The organism is Ciceribacter sp. T2.26MG-112.2 (genome assembly GCF_900492205.1).
GTDB classification, from domain to species: Bacteria; Pseudomonadota; Alphaproteobacteria; order Rhizobiales; family Rhizobiaceae; genus Allorhizobium; species Allorhizobium naphthalenivorans_A.
In genome coordinates, this window is the sequence record NZ_UEYQ01000005.1 from 317,578 (window position 1) to 331,428 (window position 13,851).

General features: G+C 64.5%; 18 protein-coding genes. 11 read left to right on the forward strand and 7 right to left on the reverse strand.

Annotated elements, in window-relative coordinates; all coding sequences use genetic code 11:
• Positions 1 to 2: 2 nt before the first annotated feature.
• Positions 3 to 719: a 4Fe-4S dicluster domain-containing protein gene (locus DYZ14_RS11180; protein ID WP_154720739.1), complete on the reverse strand. Its 717-nt coding sequence runs from the start codon at positions 717 to 719 to the stop codon at positions 3 to 5.
• A 333-nt stretch (positions 720 to 1,052) separates the two neighbouring features.
• Positions 1,053 to 2,624, reverse strand: coding sequence for a trimethylamine methyltransferase family protein (locus DYZ14_RS11185; RefSeq protein WP_154720740.1), 1,572 nt, complete (start codon positions 2,622 to 2,624; stop codon positions 1,053 to 1,055).
• Between the two features lie 266 nt (positions 2,625 to 2,890).
• Here DYZ14_RS11185 and DYZ14_RS11190 point away from each other — a divergent pair, with 266 nt between their 5' ends.
• Positions 2,891 to 3,592 carry a corrinoid protein gene (locus DYZ14_RS11190; RefSeq protein WP_154720741.1) on the forward strand — a complete coding sequence of 234 codons (702 nt, stop codon included), beginning with the start codon at positions 2,891 to 2,893 and terminating at the stop codon, positions 3,590 to 3,592.
• A gap of 17 nt (positions 3,593 to 3,609) precedes the next feature.
• On the opposite strand, the gene DYZ14_RS11195 is transcribed toward DYZ14_RS11190, so the two are convergent.
• Together DYZ14_RS11195 and DYZ14_RS11200 are read right to left on the reverse strand one after the other, a co-directional pair.
• A complete protein-coding gene (locus DYZ14_RS11195; protein ID WP_154720742.1) occupies positions 3,610 to 3,759 on the reverse strand; it encodes a hypothetical protein in 150 nt (49 codons plus the stop codon).
• Between the two features lie 14 nt (positions 3,760 to 3,773).
• Complete coding sequence (locus DYZ14_RS11200) at positions 3,774 to 3,932, reverse strand: entericidin domain-containing protein (RefSeq protein ID WP_154720743.1); 159 nt, start codon at positions 3,930 to 3,932, stop codon at positions 3,774 to 3,776.
• 54 nt (positions 3,933 to 3,986) lie between these two features.
• On the opposite strand from DYZ14_RS11200, the gene DYZ14_RS11205 reads away from it, so the two are divergent.
• Complete coding sequence (locus DYZ14_RS11205; RefSeq protein ID WP_154720744.1) at positions 3,987 to 4,610, forward strand: DUF1638 domain-containing protein; 624 nt, start codon at positions 3,987 to 3,989, stop codon at positions 4,608 to 4,610.
• Between the two features lie 4 nt (positions 4,611 to 4,614).
• Here the strand turns inward: DYZ14_RS11205 and DYZ14_RS11210 are convergent, their stop codons facing one another.
• A complete protein-coding gene (locus DYZ14_RS11210; RefSeq protein ID WP_154720745.1) occupies positions 4,615 to 4,773 on the reverse strand; it encodes an entericidin domain-containing protein in 159 nt (52 codons plus the stop codon).
• Positions 4,767 to 4,958, reverse strand: a complete 192-nt coding sequence (locus DYZ14_RS11215) for a hypothetical protein (protein ID WP_154720746.1) — start codon at positions 4,956 to 4,958, stop codon at positions 4,767 to 4,769. Before DYZ14_RS11215 ends, DYZ14_RS11210 begins: the two co-directional genes overlap by 7 nt.
• Positions 4,959 to 5,055: 97 nt before the next feature.
• Between DYZ14_RS11215 and DYZ14_RS11220 the strand changes: the two genes are divergently transcribed.
• The 7 genes from DYZ14_RS11220 to DYZ14_RS11250 all read left to right on the forward strand — a co-directional run bounded on the left by DYZ14_RS11220 (position 5,056) and on the right by DYZ14_RS11250 (position 11,987).
• Positions 5,056 to 5,682: an exopolysaccharide biosynthesis protein gene (locus DYZ14_RS11220; protein ID WP_232365505.1), complete on the forward strand. Its 627-nt coding sequence runs from the start codon at positions 5,056 to 5,058 to the stop codon at positions 5,680 to 5,682.
• Between the two features lie 20 nt (positions 5,683 to 5,702).
• Complete coding sequence (locus tag DYZ14_RS11225) at positions 5,703 to 6,494, forward strand: formyl transferase (protein WP_232365506.1); 792 nt, start codon at positions 5,703 to 5,705, stop codon at positions 6,492 to 6,494.
• Between the two features lie 99 nt (positions 6,495 to 6,593).
• Positions 6,594 to 6,896: a virulence factor gene (locus DYZ14_RS11230; protein WP_154720748.1), complete on the forward strand. Its 303-nt coding sequence runs from the start codon at positions 6,594 to 6,596 to the stop codon at positions 6,894 to 6,896.
• Entirely contained in the window at positions 6,889 to 7,485 is a 597-nt protein-coding gene (locus tag DYZ14_RS11235; protein WP_195949911.1) for a methylenetetrahydrofolate reductase C-terminal domain-containing protein, read from the forward strand. The genes DYZ14_RS11230 and DYZ14_RS11235 overlap by 8 nt, the downstream gene beginning before the upstream one ends.
• Positions 7,482 to 8,585 carry a methylenetetrahydrofolate reductase gene (locus DYZ14_RS11240; protein WP_154720749.1) on the forward strand — a complete coding sequence of 368 codons (1,104 nt, stop codon included), beginning with the start codon at positions 7,482 to 7,484 and terminating at the stop codon, positions 8,583 to 8,585. Before DYZ14_RS11235 ends, DYZ14_RS11240 begins: the two co-directional genes overlap by 4 nt.
• Before the next feature lie 88 nt (positions 8,586 to 8,673).
• Positions 8,674 to 9,636: a methyltetrahydrofolate cobalamin methyltransferase gene (locus tag DYZ14_RS11245; RefSeq protein WP_154720750.1), complete on the forward strand. Its 963-nt coding sequence runs from the start codon at positions 8,674 to 8,676 to the stop codon at positions 9,634 to 9,636.
• A 320-nt stretch (positions 9,637 to 9,956) separates the two neighbouring features.
• On the forward strand, positions 9,957 to 11,987 hold the full coding sequence (locus tag DYZ14_RS11250; RefSeq protein WP_154720751.1) for an ASKHA domain-containing protein: 2,031 nt from the start codon (positions 9,957 to 9,959) through the stop codon (positions 11,985 to 11,987).
• A 74-nt stretch (positions 11,988 to 12,061) separates the two neighbouring features.
• Here the strand turns inward: DYZ14_RS11250 and DYZ14_RS11255 are convergent, their stop codons facing one another.
• Entirely contained in the window at positions 12,062 to 12,958 is an 897-nt protein-coding gene (locus DYZ14_RS11255) for a LysR family transcriptional regulator (protein WP_154720752.1), read from the reverse strand.
• Positions 12,959 to 13,067: 109 nt separating this feature from the next.
• Between DYZ14_RS11255 and DYZ14_RS11260 the strand changes: the two genes are divergently transcribed.
• Together DYZ14_RS11260 and DYZ14_RS11265 are read left to right on the forward strand one after the other, a co-directional pair.
• Positions 13,068 to 13,274: a hypothetical protein gene (locus tag DYZ14_RS11260; RefSeq protein WP_154720753.1), complete on the forward strand. Its 207-nt coding sequence runs from the start codon at positions 13,068 to 13,070 to the stop codon at positions 13,272 to 13,274.
• Positions 13,275 to 13,348: 74 nt separating this feature from the next.
• A complete protein-coding gene (locus tag DYZ14_RS11265) occupies positions 13,349 to 13,561 on the forward strand; it encodes a hypothetical protein (protein ID WP_154720754.1) in 213 nt (70 codons plus the stop codon).
• Positions 13,562 to 13,851: the final 290 nt, after the last annotated feature.

Consider the following 13,851-nt stretch of genomic DNA (forward strand, 5'->3'; position numbering starts at 1 on the left):
TCTCAAGGCTGATCGGAAGGCGGGACGAGCGCTTCCATGTGGAAGCGAAGCTGGTCTTCCGGATAGCGGAATCCTTCCCCGACGGGACAGGCGGCCCGGGCAAGGCAACCCTTGCCCATGCAGCCTTCCCGTCCCGGTTCGCTCGCCAGATATTTCCGGCAGGCTGCCAGGTCGAAGCGGACGGCCGTTACGGCTCCGGCGGGACAGGCCGCAAGACACGGCCTGCCCTTGCAATCGTCGCACGGATGCAGTGGCGCCGAGACCGGCGTTTTTTCCGGCTCGGAAATGTCCTCGGCAAAACCCAGTGCACCGCGATAGCCGTGCCACAATCCAAATTCCGGATGAATGAGAATGCCGAGCGGTGACGCCCTCAAGCCTTCGGCCGACATGGCCCAGCGCTGGAACGGATGGTAGGGCGGGTCCGACGGGTAATAGGCCGTTGAACCGGTTTTCGTGGCAAGATCGCCGATGATCCGCTTCGACCAGGTGTCGAGCGGATCTCTTCCGCCCCGGTCGCTCTGGCCGGCGCGCCAGTCGCCAAAGGCCTGCCACATCGAACCGCCGATATTGCCGATCAGCAGGACCGCCCGCGCGGCTTGCCCATCATCGAGCAAGGGCCCGCCCTCGCCCTGCGGAAAACGCGCGGTGCCGCGCAGGTGCAGTCCGTGCGGCGCGAGATGCGCCGCGATGCTATCTTGGAAAGATGAAGGACGGATCATCGCGCCTCCAGGACTGCCGAAACGGCGCACCGGGCCCAGCCGACGATGTTTTCGTCAATGCCCTCGACGCAAGTTCCTGGATTCCCTCTTCTTCCCAGCGGGGAGAAGTGCCGAGCGTATGCGAGGCGATGAGGGGGGCGAAGCCATTCTGCTCAGCGCCAAACACCCCCTCATCCGGCACTGCACGCCACCTTCTCCCCGCCGGGGAGAAGGGAACCAAAGGGCCGCTCATCGCGGCCCCTCGTATTTGTAGTGCGGTCGCCAGACCGATTCCTGGATCATGTCCGCGACCTTCGCCGCTCCGCCTTGCTCCCTGGCGGGACCGGGATAGTTTCAGGTGAAGGCGTCCGGCATCGAATCCTTGCGCCTGGCGATATAGGCGGTGAGCGCCTCGTCGATGGCCGGGTCGAGCGGCGGGGCCTCGTAACTGTCGAGCCAGGAGCGGCAGAGCGCGTTGGCCCGATCCTCGATCCTCTTCTTTCCCTCGATCTCCCACTGCTCGAAGGAATTGTTGTCGGCGAGCGCCGAGCGGTAGAAGGCCGTCTGGAAATTCGCCTGGGTGTGGGCGCAGCCGAGATAGTGGGCGCCAGGACCGACCTCGCGGATCGCGTCCATCGCCTGGCCGTCTTCCGACAGGTCGACACCCATCGCCATCTTCTGCATCATGCCGAGCTGGTCCTGGTCGATCATGAACTTCTCGTAGCAGGCCGACAGGCCGCCCTCGAGCCAGCCGGCGGCATGCAGCACAAAATTGGTGCCGGCCAGCAGCGTCATATTGAGCGTGTTGGCGCTCTCATGCGCGGCCTGGGCGTCCGGAACCTTGGAGGCGCACAGCGAACCGCCGGTGCGGAACGGCAGACCGAGGCGGCGCGCAAGCTGGGCGGCACCATAGGAGACAAGCGCCGGTTCCGGAGTGCCGAAGGTCGGGGCGCCCGACTGCATCGAGATCGAGGCGGCAAACGTGCCGAACAGCACCGGCGCGCCGGGGCGCACCAACTGGGTAAACGCGGCACCGGCCAACACTTCGGCCAGGATCTGGGTGAGCGTGCCGGCCACCGTGACCGGGCTCATGGCGCCCGAGAGGATGAAGGGCGACACCACGCAGGCCTGGTTGTGGCGGGCATAGACTTTCAGCGCTCCCAACATGGTTTCGTCGAACACCATCGGCGAGTTGGCGTTGATGAGGTTGAGGGTCACGCAATTGTTCTCGACGAAGTCGTCGCCGAACACCAGCTTGGCCATGGCCACGGTGTCCTCGGCCCGTTCGGGCGCGGTAACCGACCCCATGAACGGCTTGTCCGAATATTTGATGTGGCTGTAGACCATGTCGAGATGGCGCTTGTTCACCGGGACGTCGACCGGCTCGCAAACCGTTCCGCCGGACGAATGCATCGACGGCGCCATATAGGCGAGCTTCACGAAATTGCGGAAATCCTCGATCGTCGCATAGCGGCGATTGCCGTCGAGGTCGCGCACGAAGGGCGGGCCGTAGACCGGCGCGAACACGGTCGCCTTGCCGCCGATCTGGACGTTGCGCTCCGGATTGCGCGCGTGCCAGGTGAATTCGCTGGGCGCAGTCTTCAGCAATTTGCGGCAAAGGCCCTTGGGGAAATGAACCCGCTCTCCCCTCACTTCGGCGCCGGCTGCCCGCCACATGTCGAGCGCTTCCGCGTCGTCACGGAACTCAATGCCGATCTCTTCCAGGATGATGTCGGCATTGCGCTCGATGATCTCCAAGCCTTCCTCGTCGAGCACTTCGTAGACGGGGATCTTGCGCTGGATATAGGGCATGGACGGTCCAGCCCCGCCGCCGCTGCGCGATGCGCGGCGCGCAGCCGCCCCGCGACCCTCGCTACGGGTGCGTCGGCCGCTGCCGGCGCCCGTCTCTGCTGTGATCTCGTCCATCTTGCGTTTCCTCTGTGTCGCGCGCTGCCGCGCTGTTTTCTCATCAATATGCTATTCGAATTTCGATGGGAAACATTCCTTAATGCGCCAACCACTTGCATGATGCAGACATCGGCCGCCCGGTATCGGTCCATCGCCCGTCGCTTTTCGCCCGGAGCGACGTCGCTTTCGAAAAGAGATTTTGGCGAACTTGAGGTTTAACTGCCAATGAGGCAGTCTTTTCCGGACTGCGTATGGAATCGCGCAACACCAGCCGGGAGGCACCCATGTCCGACGACGAAATCATTCTCTCGGAGCTCTCCGATGAAGAACTCGTGCAGCAGATGCACGACGACCTCTATGACGGCCTCAAGGAAGAGATCGAGGAGGCCACCAATATCCTGCTCGAACGCGGCTGGGCGCCCTATGACATCCTGACCCAGGCGCTGGTCGAGGGCATGCGCATCGTCGGCATCGACTTCCGCGACGGCATTCTGTTCGTGCCTGAAGTGCTGCTGTCGGCAAACGCGATGAAGTCCGGAATGAACATCCTGCGGCCGTTGCTGGCCGCGACCGGCGCTCCGAAGCAGGGCAAGATGGTGATCGGCACCGTCAAGGGCGACATCCATGACATCGGCAAGAACCTGGTCGGCATGATGATGGAGGGCGCCGGCTTCGACGTCATCGACCTCGGCATCAACAATCCGGTGGAGAATTATCTCGATGCCATCGAGCGGGAAAAGCCGGACATCGTCGGCATGTCGGCGCTTCTGACCACCACCATGCCCTACATGAAGGTGGTCATCGACACGCTCAAGGAAAAGGGCATGCGCGACGACTATATCGTGCTCGTCGGCGGCGCGCCGCTCAACGAGGAATTTGGCAAGGCGGTCGGCGCCGACGCCTATTGTCGCGATGCGGCGGTGGCGGTGGAGACGGCCAAGGAGTTCATCGCCCGCAAGCACAACAGCCTGGCTGCGCAGGCCTGAGAAGAAGCCGGCCGCGTTCAGCGGTCGGCGACATAAGACATCGCGGCAGTGTTCGTCGTGCCGATGCCGCGCGGCTGGAAGCCTTCCCAGAGCGTGAACCCGCTGGCCGAGACCAGGATCGTGAGAATATAGACGGCGCTTAACTTGGCGACGGTATCGAGCGTCATGCTCCCTGCTCCCGTCACTTTGCCGCATTCTCGACGTTACGGCCGGCCTGTTGCGTGGCATCGACGGCATTGGCCGTATCCTGGCCCATGCCGCGGATCGTGTTGCCGCAGGAGGCAAGGCCGAAGGCGGAGGCGATGAGGACGGCTGCGAGGGTGAGTTTGCGGCTGGTCATGGCAGAGGTCTCCCTATTGGATCAGCGAATGCGAAACGTGTCGAGAATGCGACGATGAAACGCACGGAAGCGGAAAAGGTTCAGATCATCGCCTGCGGGGCGATCGCCCGCGAAATCCTGGCGGTCCGCGAGGCGAACGGTCTCGACCATATCGATCTCGAATGCCTGCCGGCGATCTGGCATGTCTATCCGGAAAAGATCGCGCCGGCGCTGCGCGAGAAGATCGCCGCCGCACGAGAGGCCGGTTATGGCCGCATTTTCCTCGGCTATGCCGAATGCGGCACTCAGGGAGAGATCGACAAGATCTGTGCGGAGGAAGGCATTGAGCGCATTGCCGGCCCGCACTGTTACGCCTTCTTCTCCGGCACGGAGAAATTCCTCGCCGCGTGCGAGCACGAATTCACCGCCTTCTACCTGACGGACCTGATCACGCGCCAGTTCGAAGCCTTCGTGATCGAACCGCTGAAGCTCGACAGGCATCCGGAACTGCGCGACATGGTGTTCGGCAATTACACCAAGGTCGTCTACCTGGCGCAGATCGAGGACAAGCACTTGCAGGACAAGGCACGGTGGGCAGCCGACTATCTCGGGCTCGACTATGAATACCGCTTCACCGGCTATGGCGACCTGGAGCCGGCGCTACGCGGGCTCGAACCGTCTCCCAATCGGGTTGGCTGACCGGTTATCTCGCCGAATTGACGACGCTGCGCCCGGCATCCTGTGTCGCGTCGACGGCATTTCCGAGATCGCGGCCGACGCCGCGAATCGTGTTGCCGCACGCCGTGAGCAACACGAGAGAGAGGCCGAGGGCCAGGGCCGAAAGGACAGGTCTTGTCACCATGGAATGTCTCCAAGAAAAATGGATCGGATGCCGGCGTCCTTTGCACCGTCATTCGCCGAAATCAAGGCAACAGGTCCGTGCGCCGCGCCTTCTCCTGTCAGGCGGCTGGCCACAATGCCCACAAACGTCGTCGGCGCATGGATCGCATTTAACGCAAGTTTTATCATGCCGGACGAATTGACCATTACCTTAATACCTCTGCAATTGGTCCCTAACAGAATGGGGGTCAGGTCGTCTCAAGAACGAAAAGGCAAAAAGAAAATGACCGAGGGGGCAGGAACATTGGCACATTCGCTCGCTGAGCGTCACGAGAGGGAAAGGCCGGAGCATCTCTCCGATCTTCTGTTGCGGCTGGCCCGTCGCAGCGATGGCACGATCACCATCCGCGACATCGCAATCACTCTTCAGGATCGCTCCTTCGGCGCCTTCCTGCTGGTCTTTTCCTTGCCGAATCTGGTGCCCATGCCGCCGGGCGCCACGCTCTTCCTCGGCCTGCCGCTGATTTTCGTCGCCTGGCAGATGCTGGCCTCCGCCCAGGGACGGATCTACCTGCCCCGCCGGATCGCCGATTGCGGCGTCAGCACCTCCACCTTTCAAGGCGCCGTCAACCGTCTCGTCCCCTGGCTCAAACGTGCCGAGACCCTGGTGAAACCGCGCTTCTGGTTTCTCGAAACCCGCTTCTCCGAACGCGTGCTGGGCCTCTTCGCCCTGGTGCTCGCCATTGTCGTCTTCCTGCCGATTCCGCTCGGCAACTGGCTGCCGGCGCTGGCGCTCGCCATCATCGGCTTTGCCCATTCCCAATGCGACGGCTTCGGCGTGCTGATCGGCACGCTCGTCGGCCTGGTCTCCATCGCCGTGGCAGCCTTTGTCGTCTATACCGCCGGCGCTGTCCTGCTGCTGGTGTTCTGATCCGCGAGAGGACTTTTCCCATGAGCGTGCCGAGATCGACAGAGCCCTCTTCCGCAACAGCGATGGTGATGACCGCCGGCGGCCCCAATCCGGCGATCGTCATCAATGCCCTTGCCCGGCATTATCCGAACCTGCATGTCGTGCGCGAACAGCCGGAATCGAAGTGGGCGATCACCCGTCGCCGGGCCCGGCTGCTCGGCTGGATCACCGCACTCGGCCAGTTGGGCACTATGATCGCCGCCCGGCTGTTGCGCCCGCTCGCCAGGCGGCGGATCGAGGCGCTTCTCAAGGTCGGCGGCCTCTCCGCGACGATCGCAAACAATATCCCGGTCCACGACGTCGGCTCGATCAACGATCCGGCCACCCTTGCTCTCGTCGCCGAACTGAAGCCCGTCGCCATCCTGCTCGTCAGCACACGGCTGATGTCGCGCACCGCACTCGCCGCCATGCCCTGCCCGGTCATCAACCTCCATGCCGGCATCAACCCGCAATACCGCGGCCAGATGGGCGGATACTGGTCGCTCGCCGAGGAAGACGCCGCCAATTTCGGCGCGACGCTGCATCTCGTCGATGCCGGCACCGACACCGGCGGCACGCTCTACGAGGTCCGAACCCTGCCGGACGACGGCGATTTCATCGCCACCTATCCCCTGGTCCTGACGGTGGCGGCAATCGACATCACGCTTCAATCGGTCGAGGATGCAGTCCACGGCCGGCTTCGTCCGTTCCAGCCGGAAGGTCCCTCGATCCTGCGCTATCCGCCGACCCTCTGGGCCTGGCTTGCCAACGGCTTTCGGCGCAAGGTCTGGTAATTCGCGGGCAACGTCGCTTTTTGCTCCTTGCGACGTCGTCGCAAGCGCAGTCCGCCGCTTTGGACCTGTGCATTGTGACGAAAAGGGGAGTGTGAGGACATGGCTGACAGGATCATCGTCTACTGGCGCGACATACCCGCCCAGGTGATTGTCAAGCAGGGACGCAAAAGCGCCAAGCGCGAGCTGTCGCTGCGCTTCACCGAGGCGATCGACATGGCCGCCATGCGATCCGGCGCGGCCGAAACCGACGACTATCTCGCCGAATGGCGCAAGGGCGACCCCCTGCCGGTCGGCGACGATCTCGAGGCGGAAGCCGACATGGCGACCGCCGAACTCGAGGCGGCCTACGACAAGGACCGTCTGGTCTCCCTCCTCCATGCCGGAGGCCGCGACAATGGCTGACGGCAAACCCGCTCCCGGCCCCATGCCGGGCAATGCCGCCCCGGCCAAGAAGGCGACGACCGGCGCCTATACGCCAGGCAGCGTCTCCCCCAACCGCCGGGCCCGCCGTTCCTACACGATCCGTCTGTGGTCGGTCCGCCATTCGCGCTTCCTCGAATGGTTCTACGGCCGCTTCGCCAATGCCTTCCTTCTGCTTCACCCGCTGTGGAACAAGCTCGGTTATGCCCGCGTCGAGCGGCCGGTGACCTTCGTCGAGCGCAACGTCAAGGGCCTGCTGTTCGACTGTCGCATGTGCGGCCAGTGCGTCCTGTCGTCGACCGGCATGTCCTGCCCGATGAACTGCCCAAAACAGCTGCGCAACGGTCCCTGCGGCGGGGTGCGCGCCAACGGCAATTGCGAGGTCGAGCCCGACATGCCCTGCGTCTGGGTCCAGGCCTGGGCCGGTTCGCGCGCCATGGTCCATGGCGACGCGATCCTCAATGTCCAGAAGCCGGTCAACCAGTCGCTGCGCGAAACCTCGTCCTGGCTGCGGGTGACGGCGCAAGCCGCCGCCGCGCGCGAAACCTCCCCTTCGGAACAGAAGCCATGAGCCCCGACTTCAATCCACACGATCCCGGCGCGCCGCTCGATCCCCTGCCCGGTCATTCCTCGCGCGGCCGGCTGGAGCGCGTGCTCAGGCGCGGCGAATTCGCCGTCACCGCCGAACTCAATCCCCCGGACAGCGCCAACCCGCAGGACGTCTACGAGCGCGCCGCTGTGTTCGACGGCTGGGTCGACGGCATCAATGCGGTCGACGCCTCGGGCGCCAATTGCCACATGTCGTCCGTCGGCATTTGCGCGCTTCTGACCCGCATGGGCTATGCGCCGATCATGCAGATCGCCTGCCGCGACAGGAATCGCATCGCCATCCAGGGCGACGTGCTCGGGGCGTCGGCCATGGGCGTGCAGAACATCCTGTGCCTGACCGGCGACGGCGTGCAGGCCGGCGACCAGCCGGGCGCCAAGCCGGTCTTCGACCTCGACTGCATGTCGCTGTTAGAGACCGTGCGCACCATGCGCGACGAATCGAAGTTCCTGTCGGGCCGCAAGCTTTCCACCCCGCCGCACGTCTTCCTCGGCGCGGCCATCAATCCGTTCGCCCCGCCTTACGACTTCCGACCCTACCGGCTTGCCAAGAAGATCGAGTCCGGCGCGCAGTTCGTGCAGAGCCAGTATTGCTTCGACGTGCCGATGTTCCGCGAATACATGAAGAAGGTGCGCGATCTCGGCCTGCACGAGAAGTGCTTCATCCTGGTCGGCGTCGGACCGCTCGCCTCGGCCAAGACCGCCAAGTGGATCCGCTCCAACGTGCCCGGCATCCATATTCCGGATTCGGTCATCAAGCGCCTCGAAGGCGCCGAGGACCAGAAACGCGAAGGCAAGCAGCTCTGCATCGACATCATCAACGAGGTGAAGGAGATCGAGGGCATTTCCGGCATGCATGTCATGGCCTATCGCCAGGAGGAATATGTCGCCGAGATCGTCCATGAATCGGGCGTGCTGAAGGGCCGCAAGCCGTGGAGGCGGGAAGCCAACCCGGGCGACGCGCTGGTTGCCGAACGGCTCGAGCATATCCGCGAGGAGAAGGTCGAGGACCAGCAGCAGATGGCCGGTCTCGCCGCCCATCTGAACCCGAAGAATTCGCACTGACCGGCCGCGCGGCGCCTCGGCCCCGCGCGCTTGCAACCCCATTATAGGCCCGCCAGACCTTGTCTGAGCGCCCGACCGGAGAACAATAATGACCCGCACCATCGTCGCATCCGCCACACGCGAAATCATCATCGGCTTCGACCAGCCGTTCTGCGTGATCGGCGAACGCATCAATCCGACCGGCCGCAAGAAGCTTGCCGCCGAAATGATCGAGGGCAATTTCGACACCGTCATCAAGGACGCGCTGGAACAGGTTGCCGCCGGCGCCACCATGCTCGACGTCAATGCCGGCGTCACCTCGGTCAACCCGAACGAGACCGAGCCGGGCCTGCTGGTCAAGACCATGGAGATCGTCCAGGGCCTGGTCGACGTACCGCTGTCGATCGACTCATCCGTCACCGCTGCTATCGAGGCCGCGCTGAAGGTCGCCAAGGGCCGTCCGCTGGTCAATTCGGTGACCGGCGAGGAGGAAAAGCTCGAAGCCATCCTGCCGCTCTGCAAGAAGTACGACGTGCCGGTGGTGGCCATCTCCAACGACGAGACCGGCATTTCCATGGACCCGGACGTGCGCTTCGCGGTGGCCAAGAAGATCGTCGAGCGCGCCATGGATTATGGCATCAAGCCGCAGGACGTCGTCGTCGACCCCCTGGTCATGCCGATCGGCGCGCTCGGCGATGCCGGCCGTCAGGTTTTTGCCCTGCTCTACCGCCTGCGCAACGAGCTCAAGGTCAACACCACCTGCGGCCTGTCGAACATCTCGTTCGGCCTGCCGCACCGCCATGGCATCAATGCCGGCTTCATCCCCATGGTCATCGGCGCCGGCATGACGTCGGCCATCATGAACCCCTGCCGCCCGCAGGAAATGGAGGCCGTGCGCGCCGCCAACGTCCTGAACGGCACGGACCCCAATTGCGGCAACTGGATCATGACCTATCGCGACCACAAGCCGGCAGAACCCGGCGCCGCCCCCTCCACCACCGCCCCCGGCGCCTCCTCCGGCCGCCGCGGCGGCCGCGCGGCACGGGCGGGTGCGGGTGCTGCGACGGAATAGGCGGCACCACGGCGAAGGCTCGGCGCCGGCTGCTCGTCTTCTCCCCCACGGGGAGAAGGTGGCGCGTAGCGCCGGATGAGGGGGTGGCGAAGCCACTTTCACGCGTCAGTGTCTGCCGTCTGGTAGACCCCCTCATCTGCCCTGCCGGGCATCTTCTCCCCGCCGGGGAGAAGATAGACCCGCCGGCCGCCGACGAAATCCCCTCGCCCCGTTTACGGGGAGAGGGTTAGGGTGAGGAGCAAGGCGGTCCACTCGACATGGGCAAGGATCCCGCCTAGCCACTAACCTTGCTTCCAAGCCTCTCAGGAAACGCATCGCTCATGACCGAAATCGACCCCCTCGTCCTCTTCATGCCGTCCGGCAAGCGCGGCCGGTTTCCGGTCGGCACGCCGGTGCTCGATGCGGCCCGCCAACTGGGCGTCTATGTCGAGAGCGTGTGCGGCGGGCGGGCCACCTGCGGGCGGTGTCAGATCGAGGTGCAGGAAGGCAATTTCGCCAAGCACGGCATCGTCTCGTCCAACGACCACATCTCGCCGCCCGGGCCGAAGGAAAAGCGCTATGCCGAGGTGCGCACGCTGCCCGAAGGCCGGCGGCTTTCCTGTTCCGCGACGATCGAGGGCGATCTCGTCGTCGACGTGCCGCAGGATGCCGTGGTCAACGCCCAGGTGGTGCGCAAGGCCGCCAGCGACCGGGTGATCGAGCGCAATCCCGCCGTCCATCTCTGCTATGTCGAGGTCGACGAGCCCGACATGCACAAGCCGCTCGGCGATCTCGACCGCATGAAGGTCATGCTGGAGAAGGACTGGGGCTATACCGACCTGCAGGTCGAGCCCTATCTACTACCACAGGTGCAGAAGATCCTGCGCAAGGGCAACTGGACGGTGACCGCCGCCATCCACCGCGACAGCGACACCCAGCGTCCGACCATCGTCGCGCTCTGGCCCGGACTGCACAACGAGGCCTATGGCCTTGCCTGCGACATCGGCTCGACGACGATCGCCATGCATCTCGTCTCGCTGCTCTCCGGCCGCGTCGTCGCCTCGTCGGGCACGTCCAACCCGCAGATCCGTTTCGGCGAGGATCTGATGAGCCGCGTCTCCTACGTCATGATGAACCCGGACGGCCGGGAAGCCATGACCAAAGCCGTGCGGCAGGCCGTCTCCGAACTGGTCGACCAGGTCTGCGCAGAGGGCGGCGTCGCCCGCACCGACATCCTCGATTCGGTGTTCGTCGCCAATCCGATCATGCACCACCTGTTCCTTGGCATCGATCCGACCGAGCTTGGCCAGGCGCCCTTCGCGCTTGCCGTCTCCGGTGCCGTGTCCTGCGCGGCGAGCGACATCGAGCTTGTCCTCAATCCCGGCGCCCGCACCTATCTCCTGCCCTGCATCGCGGGCCATGTCGGCGCGGACGCGGCGGGCGCGACGCTCGCCGAAGGACCGCACCGCCAGGACCGGATGATGCTGCTGGTCGATGTCGGCACCAATGCCGAGATCGTGCTCGGTAACCGCACACGCACCGTCGCCGCCTCCTCGCCCACCGGCCCCGCCTTCGAGGGTGCGGAAATCTCCTGCGGCCAGCGTGCAGCGCCGGGCGCCATCGAGCGCGTGCGCATCGACGCACAGACACTGGAGCCCCGCTTCAAGGTGATCGGCGTCGAGCAGTGGTCCGACGAGGAAGGCTTTGCCGAGGCCGCCGAAAAAACCGGCATCACCGGCATCTGCGGCTCGGCGATCATCGAGGTCGTCGCCGAAATGTATCTCTCCGGCGTCATATCCGCCGACGGCGTGGTCGACGGCGCGATGGCGGCGAAAAGCCCACGCATCCTCGCGACCGGCCGCACCTTCTCCTATCTGCTGCACGACGGCGCCCAGACGATCACGGTGACGCAGAACGATGTACGCGCCATCCAGCTCGCCAAGGCGGCCCTTTATGCCGGCATCAAGCTCCTGATGGAAAAGCTGGACATCCAGACCGTCGACACGATCCGCTTCGCCGGCGCCTTCGGCTCCTTCATCGACCCGAAATACGCGATGGTGCTCGGCCTTATCCCCGATTGCGACCTCTCCGAAGTCAAGGCGGTCGGCAACGCGGCCGGCACCGGGGCGCTGATGGCGCTGCTCAATCGCGGCCACCGGCGCGAGATCGAGGACACCGTCACCCGCATCGAGAAGATCGAGACGGCGCTCGAGCCGCATTTTCAGCAGCTTTTCATCGATGCCATGGCGCTGCCCAACAAGGTCGACCACTTCCCCAGGCTCGCCGCGGCGGTGACGCTGCCGGAACGCAAGATCCTCTCGGACGGCGATGGCGAAGGCGGCGGCCGCCGGCGGCGCAGAAACAGGGAATGACACCGGGTTGCCGTTGCGCGCCGAGTCGCCCTAGGCATTTCTGCCAACCGGCAGGGCTCCCAGTCGCCGCTCTATCAGGCGGCGATCCCGATCATCTCGGAAAAGGCGAAGCGCACGCTGTCGGCCACCGCGCGGATCGTCTCGCTGGTCTCCGGCCCGGTCAGAAGCCGCACCTCGAACGTGCCGAGGTCCGGCAGTCCCTGCTTGGAGCCGAGCGCCGTCATGTCGTCGGTCAGGTAGCTGCGCGGCAGCGGCGCGACTGCCAGGTCGGCGATCACCGCAGCGCGCTGCGCCATCGTGTGGGCGGACAGATAGGCGATCCGGTAAGGGCGCTTGTCGCGGTCGAGGCGTGACAGCGCATCGGCCCGCCAGCAGCAGCCGTCCTCCCAGATCGACACCGGCAGGGGATCGCGCAGGTGGGCAGTGCCGCATTTGGCACCGGCCCAGACCAGCTGCTCGGTGTGGATCACCTCCCCGTCATGGCTCACCATGCCCGGCGCGCAATTGACCAGGGTCAGGTCCAGGCGTTGTTCCTGCAGACGGCGGCGCAACTGACCGGACGTGTCGACCGTGAGATCCACCATGATCGCCGGATAGACCTCGGCAAAGCGGCGCAGGATGGTCGGCATGAAACGCTCGCCGATATCGTCGGGCGCGCCGAGCCGCACCACGCCCTTCATTTCCGGCATGCGGAATCGCCCAACCGCCTCGTTGGACAGCGCCAGCATGCGCCGTGCATAGGGCAGCAGCGTCTCGCCACTCTCCGTCAGCGTCACCGAGCGCGCGTCGCGCAGGAAGAGTGTCGCGCTCAGTTGTTCCTCCAGCTTCTTGATCTGCATGGAAACCGCCGAGGGGGTGCGGAACACGCGGTCCGCCGCCGAAGTGAAGCTCCCGGTCTCGGCAATCGCCACGAAGGTGCGCAGGATGTCGTTGTCGAGCAGCGGCAGCGGTTGGCGGATCATCAGGGTCACGGTCAGGCATCTTTCAATAAAACTGATCTTAAGAACGATATCATCGCGTTTGATTGAATGTCAATCGAGGCGCATGCTGCAACCATCAAGAGAACACAAGGAGGCGACAATGCTGATTGCAACCCTGCTCGATATGGTGCGCCGCTGGCATGAAGTCCTGCCACTGACGCCGGCCGCACGCCAGAACCTGAGAGCGCGCCGGGAACTGGCGTCCCTATCGCCCGAATTGCAACGCGATATCGGCTGGCCGCCGGAGGAGTACACGGCCATCGAGCCGCACCGCAAACACCACACAAATCGATCGCTAGCATCATAAACATTCGTTTGAATGATGAATAAGAGGCGAGCAAAACACCAAGGCCAGACAGGCAGCCGAAAAGGATGAAGACGATGACCCTCGTTGGTTATGACAGCCGGATCACTTTGCAGAACCGCCGCTTGCCGACGGTCGCGCACCCCATCGCCATTCTCATGACCGCAGGCCGGGCCGTGCGGCAATGGCAGGAGCGCCGGGCCAATGCCCGGGCGCTGGAAGCCCTGCCCTTCGACCTGCGCAAGGATCTCGGCTGGCCTGCCACCGACAGACCGGTGCCCAGGCTTTGAGACATTTGCGACACGGCCCGCCCCGCCGCGTCGCAATCGGGCCGAGCCGGTTTTTCCCCATTTCCCGGCTCGCGCCCGAAATTCCGTCGGTCTTTCAAGTTGATGCCTCAGGCGCCGCAAATGCACCGCTCCTTTCCAGGTCGCAATGAGAAAACTGCGAAACGGGCGTCGCATTTTCGCCTGTCCCGCGCTATTCTGCCGTGTTCCTGAAGACGCACGTCGCATTCGGAACATCTCCATGACGCCTGCCACGCAAGGAATAGCGAAAAACGCGGGAACACTGGGCATCA